Source organism: Streptomyces sp. Ag109_O5-1, assembly GCF_003814875.1.
In the GTDB taxonomy this organism is placed as follows: domain Bacteria; phylum Actinomycetota; class Actinomycetes; order Streptomycetales; family Streptomycetaceae; genus Streptomyces; species Streptomyces sasae.
On sequence record NZ_RKQF01000001.1, the window covers coordinates 2,071,116 to 2,088,993 of the forward strand.

Consider the following 17,878-nt stretch of genomic DNA (forward strand, 5'->3'; position numbering starts at 1 on the left):
GCTACGCCGAGCGGGTCCACCACTACGCCGCGCCGCGTAAGCCGGCTGCCTGGCCGCACCAGGTTGGTGTGATCCCGCCTCGCGCGTTGTCCTTTCAGCACCGGACCGAGGCCGACCAGTTGCGGGCCGCAGCCGACAGTGGGGGTACTACGGTGCTGAGCCAGGTGCTGACTGGGACCGGCGGGGTGGGCAAAACCCAGTTGGCCGCCGACTATGCCCGCGCCGCCTGGGAGGATGGCAGTGTGGATGTTCTGGTGTGGATCAGCGCAAGCAGCCGCCAGACAATCATGGACGGATACGCGCAGGCTGGCGTAGAGGTGCTGGCGGCGGATCCCAGTGACCCGGAGCATGCCGCCCGGGCCTTCCTGGCCTGGCTGGAACCCAAGGACGGCCCGAGGCAGTGCCGGTGGCTGGTGGTCTTGGACGATCTTGCCGACCCCGCCGACCTGCGCGGCCTGTGGCCGCCGAACCGACACGGCCGCACTCTGGTCACCACCCGTCGTCGCGAGGCAGCCTTGTCCGGAGATGGGCGACGCCTCCTGCATGTGGGCATGTTCATGCCCTGGGAGGCTGTCGCGTACCTCACCGCCGTACTTGCCGCCCACGGCCGTCATGATCCCCTCAATGAGATCCAGGCTCTCGCCGCCGACTTGGGACACCTGCCGCTTGCTCTCGCTCAGGCCGCCGCCTACCTGATCGACACGGCTATCACCTGCGCCGACTATCGCCGACTGCTCGCCGACCGGATCAGGAAGCTGGCCGACCTGCTGCCCGAACCCAGTGCGCTGCCCGACGACCAGACCACCACCGTCGCCGCCACCTGGTCACTGTCCATCGAACGTGCCGAGAAGCTTCAGCCCGCAGGTCTGGCCCGGCCCATGCTCCAGCTCACTGCGATGCTCGACCCGAACGGCATCCCAGATGCCGTCCTCCTGAGCGAACCGACGCGCGCTCACCTGGCGGCTCATCGCGCCGCCGGCCATCAGGGATCCGCCCTGGTGACGGCCGAGGAGGCTGCCGGCGCACTGCGTGTGCTGCACCGGCTCAGCCTGATCGACCACGCTCCCGACACCCCCCACCACGCTGTACGCGTCCACCAGCTCATCCAGCGCGTCACCCGGGACACCTTCGCCTCGCACCAACAGGACCATCTCGCCCGCACCGCCGCCGACGCCCTGTTCGACGTGTGGCCGAACACCGAATGCGACGCCGCCCTCAGCCAGGCTCTGCGTGCCAACACCGGAGCGCTCGTCAGACATGCCGAGGACGCCCTGTTCCAAGAGGGAGCCGGGCTCGCTGTGCTGTTCCGCTTCGGTAGCAGTCTCGGCCACTCCGGTCAGCCCGCCGCCGCGATCAAGCACTACGAGCACATGGCCACCATGGCCCATGACCGTCTCGGCGCCGATGACATCTACACCCTCGGTGCCCGGCAAGAGCTCGCCAGATGGCGTGGCGAGGCCGGGGACGCGGCCGGTGCCGCCGCCGCTTTCGAGCACCTGCTGGCCGACGAACTGCGGGTACTCGGCCCCGACCACACCACCACCCTCAGCGCCCGGGCCATGCTCGCCGAATGGCGTGGTGAGGCGGGGGACGCGGCCGGTGCCGCCGCAGCCTTCGAGCAGCTGCTGGCCGACGAGCTGCGAATATTGGGCCGCGACCACCGCCCCTTCATGACCCGAGCCAATCTCGCCACTTATCGAGGACGAGCGGGGGACCCGGCCGGTGCTGCCGCCGCCTTCGAGCAGCTGCTGGCCGACCAGCTGCGAGCAACGGGCCCCCACGATCCGATAACTTTCACCACACGAAGCGACTTGGGCAACTGGCGTGGCCGGGCGGGGGGCGTATGCGGCGCCGTCACCACGCACGAGCAGCTGCTCGCCGATGAGGTGCGGCTGTTAGGCCCTGACCACCCCTGGACCCTCACCACACGCCACGACCTCGCCTTTTGGCGTGGCGAGGCGGGGGACGCGGCCGGCGCTGCCGCAGCCTTCGAGCAGCTGCTGGCCGACCAGGAGCGGGTACTGGACCAGGATCACCCCAAGATCCTCACCACGCGGAACAATCTCGCCGTGCAGAAGAGAAGGGCCGGTGATGCGGCGGGTGCTGCCGCCGCCTTGGAGCAGCTACTGGCTGCCGCGCTGCGGCTGCTCGGTCCCGACCATCCCGACACTCTCAAGGCACGAGCAAACCTCGCGTCTTGTCGGGCGGATGCGGGGGATGCGGCGGTTACCGCTGCCGCCTACGCCGAACTGCTCGATCACACGTTGCGGGTACTTGGCCCGGACCACCCCGACACCCTCAACGTCCGGAACAGCCTCGCCTACTGGCGAGGGAAGGCCGGTGATGCGGCTGGCGCTGTGGCAGCGTTCGAGCAGTTGTTGGCCGACCATCTGCGAGTAACGGGCCCTGACCACCCCGATGCCCTCACCATCCGAGCAAACCTTGCGACTTATCGAGGGGATGCGGGGGATGCGGCGGGTGCCGCTGCCGCCTATGCCGAACTACTTGATCACACGTTGCGGGTACTTGGTCCGGACCACCCCCAGACCTTCACCATCCGAGCTAGCTCCGGCCGGTGGCTGGCGGCGGCGGGGGACGGCGTCGGCGCTGCCGCTGTCTTCGTGCAGTTGATGGCTGACACGAGACGGGTGCTGGGTCCCGATCACCCTGACACCCTCGCCGTCCGAGCCGCCATCACCGCGTTACGCCGCGAGGGGGAAGACACGAACAACCCGGCCGCCTACGAGCCCGACCTCGCGCTCACGCTGTCCGGCCTCACCGCTCAGCTGTGGAAGGCAGAGCGCCGGAAAGAAGCCATCACCGCCGAGCAGGAGGCTGTGGAGATCCGGCGCCGGCTCGCGGCGGACAACCCGGCCGTCTACGAGCCCGACCTCGCGTCCTCGCTAGCTGTCTTGGCCATGCTTCTGGCGATAAGGGGTGACCTTTCCGAGGCGCTACGCGCGACGGGAGAGGCCGTGGAGCTCCACCGCCGTCACATCGCCACGATGCCCTCCGCGCTCCCGCAACTCTACAATGTGCTGGGTCTACAGGCGGATCTGCTTGAGGGACTCGGGCGTGATGAAGAGGCGGAGGCAGTCCGCCGCTGGCTGGGGGAGAATCCGCTGCCGCCCGATTCTCAATCCTCGGCGCGTTCGCCGAGTTCGAGCATGCCCTGATGTCTGAGCGATCCAGGGACGGCCTGGAGGCCGCCCGCACCCGAGGTCGCACCGGCGGCGAGTACGTCGTGTGAGCCAACCGGCCGGTGCCCTGGCTTCGGGAGCGCGGGGCCGGGGCGACGGCAGTGTGCGGGAGGGCTCGTCAGGCACGGCATGGCTGCGCGTACGGGAGTTCCCTTATGTAGTCCCGCCATTCCGGCGGTGTGAGTTGACCGGCGGTGCCGGCGCAGATCCGCCGGATTGCCTGGCCGAGCCCGAGGGGCGTGAGCTCGATCGTCCCGTCAGGTCCTGCTGTGGCCAGGAGCTGGCCGTCCGGGCGGTACGCGGCCGTCTCTATCGCTTCGGTGTGCCCTGCGGTGAGCGCCTTGCCCCAGGGCGCCGGCCGGGTGAGGTCGGTCAGGTCCCACAGCAGGACGCTTCGGTCCTCGCCGGCGGAGGCCAGCGTGTGGCCGTCCGGGCTGAAGCCCACCCAGGTCACCCGGCCGGTGTGACCGGTCAGCGAGCTGCCGGTGGCCGATGCGTGCGCGGGGTCGCTGAGGTTCCACAGGCGTACATCGTGGCCGACGCCGGCGGTTGCTAGGAGCCGTCCGTCGGGGCTGAAGGCGCCCCACAAGGTGCCGCCTGTGTCGACTGTGCGGATGTCCGCCAGGGGCTTGGGACGGGCCGGTTCGCGGATGTCCCACAGGCGGACCTTGTCGTCCTCGCTCGTGCTGGCCAGGGTATGGCCGTCCGGGCTGACGCCCGCCCAGTGGACAAAGCTGATGTGGCCGGTCAGCGGGCTGCCGAGGGCGGTGGGGCCTGCGGGGTCGGTGACGTTCCACAGCCGGAGGCTGTACTTGGGGCCGCCTGTGACCAGTACGTGTCCGTCAGGAGTGAAGGCCAGCACGCCATCGGACTGGTCGGCGCCGCCGGTGTGGATCAGGCCGACCCGCAGGGGGCGGTCCGGGGCGGAGACGTCCCACAGCCACACGGTGCCGTCACTGTCGGCGCTCGCCAGCAGTCGGCCCCGCGGCTGGAACACGGTCCGGATGGCGAGGTGCTGACCCGGCAGTTCGCTTAGCTGCCTGCCGTGGGCTGGATCGCGGATGTCCCACAGCCGTACCCTTCCGGCGCTCGCGCTGGTCAGGACACGGCCGTTCTGGCTGAACGCGATGCCGGTGACGCTGCCGAGATGGCCGGCCAGGACGGCGTGCGGGAGATGCCACAGACGTACGGTGTGGTCGTCGCTGGCGCTGGCCAGCGACTGCCCGTCGGGGCTGAAGGCCAGCCAGTTGACGAATCCGGTGTGGCCGATCAGCGGCTGCCCGAGCAGGGCTGGATGCCGGGGGTCGGAGACGTCCCACAGCCGGATGGTGTGGTCCGCGCCGCCGGTGGCAAGTGTCCGGCCGTCCGGTGAGAACGCGACCGCGAGCAGGGTGTCGGTGTGGCCGGTCAGCGGCTGGCCCAGTGGCTTGGTGTGCGCGGGGTCGGACACGTCCCAGAGCCGTACCTTGTAGTCGTTGCCCACGCTGGCCATGAGCTTGCTGTCCCGGCGGAAGGCGACCGCGTAGACGACGTCCGGGTTGCTCAGCGGCTTCGACCACAGCTTCGGCCGGGCCGGGTCAGTAACGTTCCACAGACGGATCTTGTGATCGTGGCCGGGGGCGGCCACTGTGCGGCCGTCCGGGCTGAAGGCGGCCGAGGCGACGGCTTCGTCGGTCCCGGTGAGCGGATGGCCCAATGCCTTGGCGTGTGCCGGGTCGGAGACGTCCCAGAGCCGAACGGTGTGGTCCTGGCTGGCGGTGGCCAGGATGCGCCCGTCGTGGTTGAACGACACGGAGAAGACATAGTTATAATGACCGGTCAGGGGCTTGCCGAGAGCCCTCGGGTGCAGCGGGTCGCGGACGTCCCACAGTCGTGCCGTACGATCCCGGCTCGCGCTGGCCAGGGTGTGACCGTCCGGGGAGAACTGCAGCCAGTACACCCAGTCGGTGTGCCCGGTCAGTGGTTTGCCGAGCGGGACGGGGTGCGCGGGGTCGGCCAGGCTCCACAGCCGGATGGTGTCGTCACCGGCCCCGGTCGCGAGGGTCCGCCCGTCCGGGGAGAACGCCACCGCGTACACCGCCTGGGAATGGCCGGACAGTACGGAGGACAGCGCGATGTTCTGCGTGTCCAGCAAGCCCGCGGCGGCTTCACGGTCCGACCGCAGCCGGTGCGCCGCCACGTACATCCGTGCCGCCAGCGACGGATCGGTCGCGTTCAGCTGGCCTGCCTCGGCCTCCACCTGCTCGGCCACCGCGCGGTCGCGGCCGGCGCGGGCCAGCGAGCGCTGCTGGAAGGCGACGACAGCGACCGTCGACGCGAGCAGGAGAAGGGCGGACACCGCGGCCAGCAGCGCCCGGATGCGCCGAACGGTGCGAGCGGCCGCTCGACGCTCCTGCTCGCGGGCGGCGATGCTGGCGTCGAGGAACGCGGCCTCGGACGGGGTGAGGTCCGCACGATACCTCCCGGTGAGGCACTCCTCGGCTGTGGCGAGGCGGGTGCCGCGGTACAGGGCCCCGGTGTCCTGGTCGAGGGTGTTCCAGGCGCGGGCGGCCTCGGTGAGCTGGCGGTGGACCCGGAGCCGTTCGCGGGCGCCGCCGATCCAGGACTGCAGTCGCGGCCACGCGGTGATCAACGCTTCGTGCGCCAGGTGCACCATGTCGCCGTCGAGTGTGACCAGCCGTGCGCGGGCCAGTTGTTCCAGCACCGAGGCCGTGTCGGCGGACTGGCCGGTGGCGCTCAGCGCCTGCAGTTCGGCGTGCTCGGCGGGCCGGCTGGTGTCCTGGGCCCCTTCACCGGGCGTGATCAGTCGCAGCAGGATACGCCGGGCGACCTCAGCCCGTTCCGGCGAGAGGCGGGTGTACAGCTCTTCGGCGGTGCGGGTGAGGGCACCGTGCACACCGCCCGCGGCCTCGTAGGCAGCCAGCGTGAGGGTGCGGCCCCTGCGGCGGCGCCAGGTCTCCAGCAACGCGTGGGACATGAGCGGCAGTCCGCCGGGTTCCTCGGCGACGTCCTCGACGATCCTCGCCGTCAACGTACGCTCCACGATCAGCCCCGCGGCCACGGCGGGTTTCACGATCGCGTCGCGCAGTTCGACTGGCCCCATGGGGCCGAGCAGGAAGGTGGCGTCGGTGAGAGCCGCGGCGAGCGGACGATGGTCGGCACAGCGATTGAGGAAGTCCGCCCGTACCGCGATCACCACCCGCAGCCTGCTCTCCGGTTCCACCGCGCTCACCAGCAGGTCAAGAAATGCCGCCCGCTCCGCTGGGTCCGAGCACAGGGTGAAGAGCTCCTCGAACTGGTCGACAACGACCACCGTGTCGCCGGCACTCTGACTCGCCGTCAACGCGCGTGAGTGGGTGGACGCCGGGCGAGGCCCCGGGGTGAGGATCCGGATGGCTGCCAGTCGGCACTCCGATGACTGCTGGTCCTGGAGGGACGGGAGGAGCCCCGCGCGCAGCAGGGAGGACTTCCCGCTGCCGGAAGCGCCCACCACCGCGACCATACGGCAGGCCCGCACCCGCTCGGTCAGTCGGGCCACGAGCTGGTCGCGCCCGAAGAACAGATGCCGATCACTGGGTTCGAAGCGGGTCAGCCCCCGATAGGGGGCATCCGCGTCATCGGCGTCCTCCGGCTCGGCGGCCACTTCCCGAGCCACCGCCCGCCAGCGCGGCTCCCATTCCTCGGGGTCCGCACCGCACGCCCGCACATAGGCCAGTACCACCTCCAGCGTGGGCAGTTGGCCGCCTGCGGCCGCCCTGGACAAGGTGGCGACCGAATAGTCGGTGCACTGCGCCATGACGCTGTAGGTCAGGCCTCCGGCGTCCTGGCGCAGCTTGCGTAACTCGAACGCGAGACGTTGGACCGGCCCGGCCGACGGATCCAGCGGTCCCTCACTACGCCCCATCCCATCCCCCATGGTCAACGCCAGCAGTGAGGGACAACAGTGGCACCTTCTTCGTCACCGTCGCATCCCTGACCAGCTTGTTTCAGCCGATCGGCGCCTACGGCCGGCCTGCCGCGACGTTTGTTGCATTCGGCAATGCAGGCGTGCGCAACAACGTGCCGGGCCAGAAGCATGGGGCGGGACGGCAGCGGCAGGTCGACGGCAGGTACTGCCGCACATGGCCGTGGCCGCGTCCACCGACCGCAACGGCCCGTTGCCTTCAGCGTGCGGACTGGGGCGGGCGAAGGGCGCCGCCGCAGAGGCGCCATAGAGCCGGCGCCCGTGGTCAGAGACGCATGGCAGGACGCGAAACAAGTGAAAGGAGTCCATGAATGACGCTTCTTCGCCGAACTCCTCGCCATTTCGAGGGGGTTTCCTCAAGACGCCGCGTGCGGGGGGGGGTACGCAGCGGGCTGACCGCGGTGACCGTCACGGCGGCACTGCTTGTCGCCCCGGTCGCGGCATCGGCGACGGCCCAGGAAACGCGGCCGCGGCAGGCCACGGATGCTGCCGTGCGAGGACTCGACGTCAGTGCCTACCAGGAGACCGTGGACTGGGCCGCGGTCGCCGCCGGCGGAGCCTCCTTCGCCTACGTCAAGGCGACCGAGGGCACCTCCTACATCAGTTCCCGCTTCTCCCAGCAGTACGACGGTGCGGCAGCAGTCGGCCTGATCCGCGGCGCCTATCACTTCGCCAGGCCGGACAAGGCTTCCGGCAGCGCCCAGGCCGACTTCTTCGTCGACCACGGAGGCGCCTGGCAACCCGACGGCAAGACCCTCCCCGGCGTCCTGGACATCGAAGCCACGCCGGGCCTGCCCACCTGCTACGGGGTCAGCCCCGGTGCGACGGTCCACTGGATCGCCTCGTTCGACAAAGAATACCGGCGCCGGACCGGCCGCCATCCGGTGATCAACACCAACACGTCGTGGTGGTCGCAGTGCACCGGCAACTCATCCGCCCTCGCCGCCACCAACCTGATCTGGATCGGCAGCTGGACCGGCACCCCTCACCCCCTGCCCAACGGCTGGTCCACGTACGCCTTCTGGCAGACCGCCGACTCCGGCCCCCTTCCCGGTGACCAGGACGTCTTCAACGGCACCGAGCAGGACCTGCGGAACCTCGCCGCTAGCGGCACCTACACTCCCCCGCCGGCGCCTCCGGCCGGCGCATGGCCGATCGTCCAGCAGGGTTACAGCGACCGCCAGGTGACCACCATCCAGTACCTCCTCAACGCCCATGGCGCGGCAATGTCGGTCGACGGCTCGTTCGGAGCGGCCACGCATGACGCCGTGGTCGCCTTCCAGACCCGCAACCACCTCACCGCCGACGGCATCGTGGGCCCCAACACCTGGCAAGCCCTCATCACCACCGTCAAAGAAGGTGACCACGGCCCGGCCGTCAGCGCGGCGCAGGCCGAGCTGAAAGCCCATGGCGCGGCAATGTCGGTCGACGGCTCGTTCGGAGCGGCCACGCATGACGCCGTGGTCGCCTTCCAGACCCGCAACCACCTCACCGCCGACGGCATCGTCGGCCCCAACACCTGGCTGGCGCTGGTCAACTGACCCCACCCCGTAGCCGGCCCACCCTGACCAGGCCGCTGGCACTCGCTCGACAGTGCACGCCGGAATGTCAGCGCCCGCAACGCCCGACCTGCCCAGAACGACACCGCAGACACTCCCGAACATGGACCACATCCGGTCATCGATACAGCCGGCTCGGGCAGTCCCGGGAACGACCCCGAGTTCGCTGGTGGGCCGGGCGGGAAGTCCCGAGACGTCCCCCACCGCCAAGCTGAGCTGGTGCTTCGGTGCAGTCGGCACCCATGCTCGTTCCGGTGCGGATCGCCACAGAAGTCGCGACCGAGACCCACCGTGAAAGGACCTGATCGATGCGTGCACCCACGTGCCTGCGCAAGGCTGCCGTCATCTCGGCGGCGACCGTCGCTCTCAGCGGCATCGCAACCGCGGCCGCCGGTACGGCGAACGCCGTACCGGGCCAGGGCATATCCTCGACCGCTCTGCAGTCCTACAGCTGTTCGAAAGCCTATTACACCGGCACTGCCGTCACCGAGTACGGCGACACCGGTAACAGGGTGATCGAGGCGCAATGCCAGCTCCATTGGCGCGGATTCCTCAGTTCCGGGCAGGTGGACGGCATCTTCGGAAACAACACCTACAACGCCGTCCTCAGTTTTCAGAAGGAGTTCAACCGGGACTGCAGTGGCGGTCTTTCCGTCGACGGAGTCGTCGGCACGTACACGTGGGGTGCGCTGCGTTCCCCCTGCCCGAGCTGAGAAGTGGAAGGAACCGCGGGGTCAGACCGTAGAACTCCTGTCAGAAGAAGGAAAGGAAGCAAGTCCATGCGAATCAGCAGTCTTGCCAAAGCAGCTGCCGCAATCTGCATAGCCGCTGGGGGCCTTACCGTTGGGGCGGGCTCAGCGCAGGCAGCGCAGTCCTGCTACGGCTCCACCTGTAACCACCTCAACCCGTACAAGACCACCTGCACGGGGGACGCGATCCATCCTTACAGCGCCCCGGACAGCAATGGCAGCGTGGTGTACCTGTACTACAGCCCCTCCTGCCGCGCCACGTGGGCCGAGACCTGGAACGCGCCCAGCGGGACCTGGATCACGGTGCAGCGGAGGAACGGGGACGTGTTCAGCGAGGACTGGGCGACGTCCGCGGCACACACCTGGACCGGAATGATCAACGACGCCGGTTATGCGTCCTTCGCCGAGATCTGCCCACCCAGCGGGGGCCACTGCGGGGTCACCGCCTCCTACTAATGGGTGTTACACAAGGCTGTGAACTGGTCATCTCCCTTGCATAGCCGGGGCTGGCCGCCTGGCGTGAACCATCGCGAGCCCGCCCCCTGCCATACGCAGGGGCGGGCTCGCGCCACGACCGCTCGAGCGGGAAGTCGGGGCGGTCCAGGACGCTGTCCACGAACACCATCGCCGTGTCGGTGATCGTGTCCAGTGACGCGATCTCGTACGTCTGCTCCAGCGACCTCACCGATCCCTCGAGGCTGTGAACGACACCTCAACGGACGGTCGGCAGCGGCGCCGACCGCACCCGGAGTCTGCCAGTGCTCGGCTCTCCTTAACGGAGTTGGGCGGATCAAACCACTCGAACGGGAGTCGTGTGGTATCCCTCGAAACGCCAGGTGGGGCCTCAGCTGGGGCACCCCAGGTGCCAGCGAACGGCTGCTGGTCGCCCACGGAGACCGTGTAGGAACAAGGCAATAGTCCCCGCTCCTCGGACAGCGCCCCTCGGAGCCGGATAGCACCGTAGCGGCGCAGACGATCGCCGAACTCGGCCCTCCTGAGCCCAAATCTGGGAGACTCCCGCGCGGGTTCCGCTCCATGAACGTCCAGGATTATGCGAACTCGCGCGCTATTGAGACGATCGCCGCCACTCGCACCCGGGCCGGTCTGCGCGTCGAGGCCCATCTGGATCCCGGCGACTACCCCACCGGCATCGCGATCAGCAAAGACCGCTTCGCCGCGCTGCCGCTGGTCCGGCACGAGGTCCACGGTCAGTGGAACTATGCCCTGCTGCCCGAGTCCTCCACACCGCAGACTCTGCCCACCAGCGAGGCGCACGGCGTTTACGGCCGGCGCTGCGAGCTTCTAACCCGATTGACGGACCCCCGTCTGACCGGGCTGAGCAGCGCGGAACTCGGTTATCTATGCGCCGAGTTGGCCCCGATGCAGGCCGCCCGGTCCCAGGAACGCTACAGCGAGCAGCGCGGTGGCCGGGCCCGGCGCGCCACCGGCAATCAGCGGGCCAAGCCGCTGTTCGACGACGGCGCCCGTGTGACGCTCACGCTCCTCTACCAGCGGCAAGTGTGCTCGATGAAGCTGCTGGCCGACATGCTGGAGGTCACTCCCGAGTGCATCGGCCACCTCGTCGCCGAGACCCGCCGGGTCCTGGAGGACCACGGCCATCAGCCCGGATACGCCCCCAGCCGGTTCACCACGGCGGACGCGCTGATGTCCTTCCTCGACGCCGACAAGGCCCCGCCCCGCACCCGGATCATGGAGAGCCTGTCCCACCCACGGCTTACCGGCATGTCCCGCACGGACCTGGATGCACTCGCTCGCCGCCTCGCCCCACGCCAACTCGCGCAGGTCGAACGGGCCTCCTACCAGCGCCGGGGCGCCGATCGCCAGCCGGGCAGCCGCGGCGGCGTCTTCCCCCAGAAGCTGGGTGACAGAGAGCGCGTCGTGGTCGCACTCCTTTACCTGCGGAAACTGTGCACCCTGGACGTCCTCGCCGACGCGCTGGGGGACGTGAGCAGGTCCTCGATCGGCAACGTCGTCCGCGAGATCCGGCCCCTGCTCACGGAAGGCGGACTCCTCCCACCCCCGGCTGCCACCCGCTACCGCTCCGCCCCAGATCTCCTCGCCGCCGCGGACGAGCAAACCAACACACCGACAAGTTGATTCTTTACGGCTTCACCTCGTCCGGACGAGCCTGCGCTACGCAGCCAAGCAGCACTGGGGCGCCATCGCGAAGCAACTGCGCGAGGTCTACACCGCCAAAACCGCAGATGAGGCCGAGCAGCGGTTCGCCCGCTTCGAGGAGGAGTGGGGCCAGCGCTACCCGGCCGTGGTCGATACATGGCGCCGCAGCTGGGAGCACGTGATCGTGTTCATGCGCTTCCCGGCCCCGATCCGACGTGTCGTCTACACCACGAACATGATCGAATCCCTCAACTCCCGCTTCCGCCAGGCCACCCGACGACGCGGGCACTTCCCCGACGACGACGCGGCCTTGAAGGTGCTCTACCTGGTCATCCGCAACCCGATCAAGAACCGCCCCAACGTCACCGGACGGACACCCGCCTGGAAACAGGCCATCAACAGCCTCGCCAGCTACTACGGCGACCGCGTCACCGACCGCTAATCACGAACAACCACACCAGGCCACCCACAAACGATCAGACACTCCCGACCGTCGAGGTCGAGTGCGTCCTGTTCGGGCGGGACACTGCCGGGATCACAGCGGACTGGTACGGAGGATGGGGATCGCTCAATGGCGCACAGGGTGTCGAAGATCTCGCCCTGAAGATGTTGCTCGAGGTTGGCTTCGTCGATCTGCAGTACATGCTGGAGGTCGAGGACAGGCAGGTGCTGGACTTCTGTGATGTTCCGCGTATCGACGGCGGTGACGTCGAAGCCCGGCTCGAAGGCAACAAGCTTTCGATCACCTGCGCCTACGGTCAGCTTCTGCCTCCCATGGCGATCAACTTTTACCCACACTGGTACCAGAAGGCGCTCGAGGGTTCGCTGATCGTCGTAGCTGGCCGCAACCTGCAAGGTATGGCGGGCGACGACCCCTCCTACCTTCACCGTGCCATGACATTGGGCCAAGTGGTGGGCGCCACCTTGCCGCTCACCGTGGTGCGCCCCAGCAGGAACAGCCGCCCGTGCATGATGCGCTCGGGCCGCAAGTTCAAAGACTGCTGCGGCAGGAGCAGCACTCTCGCCTGACAACCAGCTGATGTATCGGTCACCCCGTTCAGGATGGCCTTTACCGACACTGGGTGTCCGCAGAGACTAAATGCCGTCACGCACGGTGCCCTTGGAGTCAGGACTCGCCGAGTGGACGGTTGCGCCAGGACCCAGGCCAAGCCGAAGACCAGCGCCAAGGCCTCCGCGAGCCCGGACGTGTAGACCGCAAGGAGACGCCACGCGCCAAGTTAACTTCCCGAAAACTCATCGGACTTGACGGGAAATTCTCCGGAGTTGTCATTGACATGCCACTGTCTACGCGCGTCATCATGAGGGCATGAGATTCCCCCCACGAATCACCCGCATCGGCGCCGCAGCCGCCGTCCTGTCCGCTCTCCTCGTCGGCGGCACGGTCGCTACCTCAACGCCGGCCGCCGCCGCGGTCGGCAGCATCTGCTACAGCGCCCTTCCCTCCCAGGCCCACGACACGCTCGACCTGATCGAGCAGGGCGGTCCCTACCCGTACTCGCAGGACGGGACCGTCTTCCAGAACCGGGAAGGCATTCTGCCGAGCCAGTCCTCTGGCTACTATCACGAGTACACCGTGATCACTCCGGGCTCCTCCACGCGCGGTGCACGCCGCATCGTCACCGGTGAGGAGAACCAGGAGGACTACTACACGGCCGACCACTACGAGTCCTTCGACCTGGTCAACTACGGCTGCTGAGTCCCCCACGACTCAGCCCGAGGTACGGCGCAACGCGCTGGAGGTCCGGTCCTACGTTCGGCCGGACCTCCAGCCGCCCCAGCAACTTGGTCTGCTTCACCAAGTAGGTGCATGCGGCTCCCGGCAGGTGAAACAGGACCGTCACTCGCCGAACTCGCGGCCTCACAGTTCGCGGCGCCTGTGCAACAACAGCGCGGCTCGGCGTCGACCCAGTCCCTGACCGCAGAGCTCCTTGCCCCGTGTACCCCCACTTCGCCATAGGCCGCGGGGCGAGGCAGGAACTTGACACTGCGGAGGCCGAGTTGGCCGTTCGGCTGGAGCGGGGCCGGGAAGATCTCTCGCGCCTGGAGATCGCGTGGGAGACCGTCGCTCGCGTATCCGCGGAGCTGTCGGCCGCTGAGGGCGAGACCGATCCGGGCCTCCCGACGGAGCCTGCGCCGGACACCGCTGCGTCGTCAGCACCACACGGCGTCGGGGTGATGGTGGGTGCCGTGGTCACACGCGTGATGCCTCATCGTAGCCAGAGCGGGACGGGCGAACCGCCCTTTGCCAGCCGCAGCCGACGCGAGCGTGTACGCAGCGAAGGGGGCGGGGTGTCACCACCGGCTGGCCCGTTCCTCCTCCTCGATACCGCGCCGGCAGTCGCCGCATAGCGTCTGGGTAGTCCCGTCATCGTCGCCCTCGTGCGGCCACAGGCACCCGCATCCCCCGCAGTTCGTCAACTCCTGTGGGCTGTAGCGGGCTTGGCAGGTGAAGCAGTAGTACACCTCCTCGCCGGCGCCGTCCATGAAGGCGAAGCAGGCCAGCGTCGGAGCGCAGCACTCGGGGCATTCGTTCACCGGGTGTCCGGGCTCGAACTCCTGGAAGGCCGGGGCCAGCTCCTCGCCGCTCACGTCGGTGCCGCAGAAGTGACAGTGGGCACCGTTCGGAATGACGGCAGGAGCCCACTGTCCGCACACGGAGCAGGGCAGAACCGAGTCGGTCGCGCCCTTGAGCTCGTTGCCGCGCAGGCGATTCATGCGTTCGTTGACGAACGCATCGATGGTGTTGAGGCCACTGCGCACGCGCGACATGTCTCCTTCAATGCTCTCGCGCTCCTCCGTGTCGAGCAGCGGCAGCAGCTGGGTGTCGAGGAACCGGAGCAAGAAGTCGAGCACCATTCCGGCTCGTGACTCCACGGCCTCTGCGCTGTGGGTTAATCCGTAGTGCTGCAGAGCGTTGCGGTCCTTGCCCAGGTTCTTGAGGGCCTCGGCGTCCTTCTTCGTGATGCCAAGGCCCAAATGTTCCTGCGTCGCTCGACGGCGGCGTCCGTTCCGCAACTGGTGAAGTCGGAGGCCGAGAACCTCTCGGCGGTGGCCTGGAGGTGCAGGACCGCGTACTTGATCTCGCGGGGTCCTGTGTCCGTGTCGGAGTCCAGGTGCTCGACGACGCTGCCGAGGTATTCGATGCCGTTGCGAATGGGCGGGAAGTCCACCTGCGCGGGGGCAGCTTGGCGCCACCGCGGTCGGAACGGCCGGGCTGCCGCAGTGTCGCCGCTCTTTCGGATGCCATGTACCCCCAGCCGATCGGCGCTCGGCTCTGAGCCAGCGATCTTTCTCGCAACCTACAGGAGCATCGCGATCTTCCTGTGCCAGAGCTGCTCAACTGCACTGTTGCACTCGGCGAGTCTGCCCTGTCCGACGGATCCGCTCCCTTCTGACCGAAGCCCCCGGACAGGGCGTGGGCACGGGCTGCGCGTTCCCGGTCCGGCAGGTTGCTGTCCGGTACCGGGCTGAAGGCAGTCGGAGAGCCCGGTTGGCAGCGGCAGGCCGTTTTCTTCTGGCCCGAGGGCAGACGGCCGGGCCCCACATGCACCGGAGACGTCGACCGTGTCGTCGAAGAATCCCTTGCCTTCAAACAGCGGCCGGGCACGTGCTGACGGGTGTCTGGGCCGACGAGCCGGTCTCGCTACTGCGGGGCATTGCCAGAGTGTCCTTCCGCTAGGTGATTGATGAGTTCACCAGGTGCAACATCGAGCGCCGCGGCGATGTCCACGAGAGTCAACGCGCTGGGATTGCGCTGCCCATGTTCGATGTAGATGAGGCCTCGAAAGCTCAGCCCGCTGCGTTCTGCGAGCTCTTCCAGGCTGTAGCCACGTTCTTCTCTGAGGCGGCGGATTTGCATACCGAGGGACAGGAGTCGCGGGTCGGGCGACGGTTCACGATCTGGCACACAGCGACACCACCGGCACGCCACACCAGACACCATGAACAGCTGTGCATAATCGAGGTTCGCGCGGGGAATGCTGATGCCGCAGATTCCGGAGGCCTGGGAAGCCATGCTCTGGTCGTGCTGAACGTTCACGGCAGGCCCGTACAGGCGGGCCACTTCTATCGGAAATGGCATCAGGCCCTCGGCAGAGCCGGACTTCCTGCAGGCACCCGGTTCCAGTACCTGAAACGCTTCTACACTTCCATGCTCGGAACGTCAGGACTCCACGACCCCAAGACGGTTCAGATCCTCTCCCGTCATGCCAGGTTTTCCGAGACCTGGGACACCTGTGCACAACCTCCGCTGGCTGCGGAAGGATTGAGGGTCAACGTTTTCAGCGGCGCATTCTCCACAGTGCACTGACACTGCGGGTCACCGGTCTCGCTGCCCCTGCGAACCGCAGTCGGCCCGAGAGGGCCCGCTTCTCGATCCTGAGTCCCGCGCGAGCTCCAGCCCTCACGGGGCGCCCCGCACCAGGCCGCTGCCCACGGTTGGCGCGTGCCTGAGCGTTCTGGCACCTCTCTCCGCGCATCCCGCCACGGCCGGTTCACTGTCGGTCCGTATGGATGCTTCTGGCCATTCTCCGAAGGCCGTCTGGCGTCGCCAGGTGGCCGGCGTCACTCTCGTGCCTGGGGACTGTGGCCAGATGTCCAGGGGGAGGAACTGCCATGGAAGACGCTCCGAGCGCTGCGCAGGTACTGGATCGTCTCTTGGATTCAGTCGCTGTCGCAGTGAATTCCAAGAGCGCGCTGACCGGGAATGTGGAAACCGCGGCTCGGGCCGAGGACAAGAAGCGGCGTCGGAATCAGCAACGGCAGGCGGAGGAAGCGGCAAGGGATGGCCGGCCTCGTAAGGAGTCTCGTCCCGACCTGCGGCGTAAGCAGGAACTCCGCCCGCTTCCCGGCCCCGAGTTGGGCGCATCCGTGAAATTGCCGTACATCGCCTTGCTGCATCATCTCGCGCGGGGTCTGTCGCTCACCCAGCGTGGCGCGGCGCGCGGGCTGGCCGAGCACTGGGGCAGTCTGAAGTACATCCAGGCCCTGCAGGCAGGAAAGGGCACGTACTTGTGGCTCTCCTCGGAGGGCAAGCGCATCGCCAAGCACTACAAGACACTTCAGTCGGACGAGCTGGGCCAGGCGTTCGCGCTGGCGCTCGCCGAGCGCATCCTGCGCAGCCGCTTTCCAGGTCACGAGGTCTCGATCCTGCACTCGGACACCGTCCTGCGGGCCGGATGGGCTCTGACCAGTGCGGAACGAGAGAACAAGGACGACAAGGGTGCGAGCGTCGGCTACCGGTACCGGCCCCACTACTTGGCCGAGGTCTGGAAGCCGGACCAGCCGTCCATGATCTTCCCGATCGCGTGCAAGGGCAATCACAGCGGGGCGGCCGTCTCCCACACCCAGCTCGCTTCGTGCGCAGCCCATGTCGACGGCGTCCACGTCGGGGCGTGGAACCAGACACCGGGGCTGTTGTTCAGCACCGAGCTCCCTCTGGACGGGCCGGTCACCGTCCATGCCCTGCATGCGTCAGGATCCGGGTCTCGTCTCGACTTCAGGAGCACAGCTGGCACTCGTGATGCGGACCTGGATCAGCCGCCCCTGCAGAAGGAGTATTTCCCGGGGATAGAGCGCCCCGAGGAGAAGGGGCGTCATTTCGATCCCGAGCCCGGCTGCCAGGTCAAGCCTGAGTATTTCGCGTGGTTTCAGGAAACGTTGGCGCACACGGACGCGGCCGGGCTCACGGCGTTCGCCGGAGCGGGCAGTGCCACGGCGCGGCAGTTGACGAAGCGGCAGGGCAGGGAGTTCTTCAAGGCCTTGGAGCATCCTGCTGCGGGCAGCGTCCAGGACATCACGCACGAGCTGCTCGGCGATGCCTTCGCCGGTACCGATCACGTCTTTCGCCTCAACGGCGACCACGTGGAGGCATTCTCCGGGGTCCAGGTGGACCTCTTCCGCCACCTGGCCCGGGGCACGCGCAACGGCGACGACGCCACGCAGCGGGCCGAGGTCTCCGCCTGGCGCAAGGCCGCGCACGACCGAAGCCGGGCGTGGCCCCGCTGCGACTGGGACGACGAGTGGGGTGGGCCGGTCTCCATCCACCCGGACGGCACGGTGCTCGCCCTGCGCATGGTCAACGTGCAAAAGACGGGGCACTGAGCCCAAGTCCGGCCTGTCGGCCGCTTTCAGGTCAATGACCAGTAGTTTTTCAGCTACCTGGACAGCAGGGTCATGGCCTGCGGACTAGCCTTACGTGCTCGTGTGACCGCCACGGCGGGGCAGATCGAGGGGGAGCGCGTGACA

The 17,878-nt window shown here is 68.1% G+C and carries 13 protein-coding genes; 10 read left to right on the forward strand and 3 right to left on the reverse strand.

Annotated features, from left to right (window positions below):
- The first annotated feature begins 152 nt into the window (after positions 1 to 152).
- The gene (locus EDD90_RS09345; RefSeq protein ID WP_260327753.1) at positions 153 to 3,176 is read left to right on the forward strand and encodes a tetratricopeptide repeat protein; all 3,024 of its coding nucleotides are present in this window, start codon (positions 153 to 155) and stop codon (positions 3,174 to 3,176) included.
- Positions 3,176 to 3,250: a hypothetical protein gene (locus tag EDD90_RS57030; protein WP_260328702.1), complete on the forward strand. Its 75-nt coding sequence runs from the start codon at positions 3,176 to 3,178 to the stop codon at positions 3,248 to 3,250. Before EDD90_RS09345 ends, EDD90_RS57030 begins: the two co-directional genes overlap by 1 nt.
- A 68-nt stretch (positions 3,251 to 3,318) precedes the next feature.
- Here EDD90_RS57030 and EDD90_RS09355 read toward each other — a convergent pair whose 3' ends face one another.
- Positions 3,319 to 7,104: a WD40 repeat domain-containing protein gene (locus tag EDD90_RS09355; RefSeq protein ID WP_260327754.1), complete on the reverse strand. Its 3,786-nt coding sequence runs from the start codon at positions 7,102 to 7,104 to the stop codon at positions 3,319 to 3,321.
- Positions 7,105 to 7,655: 551 nt separating this feature from the next.
- On the opposite strand from EDD90_RS09355, the gene EDD90_RS09360 reads away from it, so the two are divergent.
- The 7 genes from EDD90_RS09360 (at position 7,656) to EDD90_RS09395 (ending at position 13,328) form a co-directional block, all read left to right on the forward strand.
- Complete coding sequence (locus EDD90_RS09360; protein ID WP_260327755.1) at positions 7,656 to 8,705, forward strand: GH25 family lysozyme; 1,050 nt, start codon at positions 7,656 to 7,658, stop codon at positions 8,703 to 8,705.
- Between the two features lie 326 nt (positions 8,706 to 9,031).
- A complete protein-coding gene (locus tag EDD90_RS09365; protein WP_123972623.1) occupies positions 9,032 to 9,436 on the forward strand; it encodes a peptidoglycan-binding protein in 405 nt (134 codons plus the stop codon).
- A 66-nt stretch (positions 9,437 to 9,502) separates the two neighbouring features.
- Positions 9,503 to 9,928, forward strand: a complete 426-nt coding sequence (locus EDD90_RS09370; RefSeq protein WP_123972624.1) for a DUF2690 domain-containing protein — start codon at positions 9,503 to 9,505, stop codon at positions 9,926 to 9,928.
- A gap of 579 nt (positions 9,929 to 10,507) precedes the next feature.
- Positions 10,508 to 11,590, forward strand: coding sequence for an ISAzo13-like element transposase-related protein (locus EDD90_RS09375; protein WP_123972625.1), 1,083 nt, complete (start codon positions 10,508 to 10,510; stop codon positions 11,588 to 11,590).
- On the forward strand, positions 11,544 to 12,053 hold the full coding sequence (locus EDD90_RS09380; RefSeq protein WP_311737271.1) for a transposase: 510 nt from the start codon (positions 11,544 to 11,546) through the stop codon (positions 12,051 to 12,053). The genes EDD90_RS09375 and EDD90_RS09380 overlap by 47 nt, the downstream gene beginning before the upstream one ends.
- Positions 12,054 to 12,217: 164 nt before the next feature.
- Positions 12,218 to 12,640 carry a hypothetical protein gene (locus EDD90_RS09385; protein ID WP_123972627.1) on the forward strand — a complete coding sequence of 141 codons (423 nt, stop codon included), beginning with the start codon at positions 12,218 to 12,220 and terminating at the stop codon, positions 12,638 to 12,640.
- A 298-nt stretch (positions 12,641 to 12,938) separates the two neighbouring features.
- Positions 12,939 to 13,328 carry a ribonuclease domain-containing protein gene (locus EDD90_RS09395; RefSeq protein ID WP_123972629.1) on the forward strand — a complete coding sequence of 130 codons (390 nt, stop codon included), beginning with the start codon at positions 12,939 to 12,941 and terminating at the stop codon, positions 13,326 to 13,328.
- Between the two features lie 596 nt (positions 13,329 to 13,924).
- On the opposite strand, the gene EDD90_RS09405 is transcribed toward EDD90_RS09395, so the two are convergent.
- Entirely contained in the window at positions 13,925 to 14,647 is a 723-nt protein-coding gene (locus tag EDD90_RS09405; protein WP_123972631.1) for a hypothetical protein, read from the reverse strand.
- A gap of 628 nt (positions 14,648 to 15,275) precedes the next feature.
- Positions 15,276 to 15,671, reverse strand: a complete 396-nt coding sequence (locus EDD90_RS57035; RefSeq protein ID WP_260327757.1) for a helix-turn-helix domain-containing protein — start codon at positions 15,669 to 15,671, stop codon at positions 15,276 to 15,278.
- A gap of 575 nt (positions 15,672 to 16,246) precedes the next feature.
- Between EDD90_RS57035 and EDD90_RS09415 the strand changes: the two genes are divergently transcribed.
- The gene (locus tag EDD90_RS09415) at positions 16,247 to 17,734 is read left to right on the forward strand and encodes a hypothetical protein (RefSeq protein WP_123972632.1); all 1,488 of its coding nucleotides are present in this window, start codon (positions 16,247 to 16,249) and stop codon (positions 17,732 to 17,734) included.
- Positions 17,735 to 17,878 lie beyond the last annotated feature (144 nt).

What these genes read in the sequence shown, in the direction of transcription:
- EDD90_RS09355 (WP_260327754.1), bottom strand. Translation starts at nt 7,104, where the DNA reads ATGGGGCGTAGTGAGGGACCGCTGGATCCGTCGGCCGGGCCGGTCCAA.
- EDD90_RS09365 (WP_123972623.1), top strand. Translation starts at nt 9,032, where the DNA reads ATGCGTGCACCCACGTGCCTGCGCAAGGCTGCCGTCATCTCGGCGGCG.
- EDD90_RS09370 (WP_123972624.1), top strand. Translation starts at nt 9,503, where the DNA reads ATGCGAATCAGCAGTCTTGCCAAAGCAGCTGCCGCAATCTGCATAGCC.
- EDD90_RS09375 (WP_123972625.1), top strand. Translation starts at nt 10,508, where the DNA reads ATGAACGTCCAGGATTATGCGAACTCGCGCGCTATTGAGACGATCGCC.
- EDD90_RS09385 (WP_123972627.1), top strand. Translation starts at nt 12,218, where the DNA reads ATGTTGCTCGAGGTTGGCTTCGTCGATCTGCAGTACATGCTGGAGGTC.
- EDD90_RS09395 (WP_123972629.1), top strand. Translation starts at nt 12,939, where the DNA reads ATGAGATTCCCCCCACGAATCACCCGCATCGGCGCCGCAGCCGCCGTC.
- EDD90_RS09415 (WP_123972632.1), top strand. Translation starts at nt 16,247, where the DNA reads ATGGAAGACGCTCCGAGCGCTGCGCAGGTACTGGATCGTCTCTTGGAT.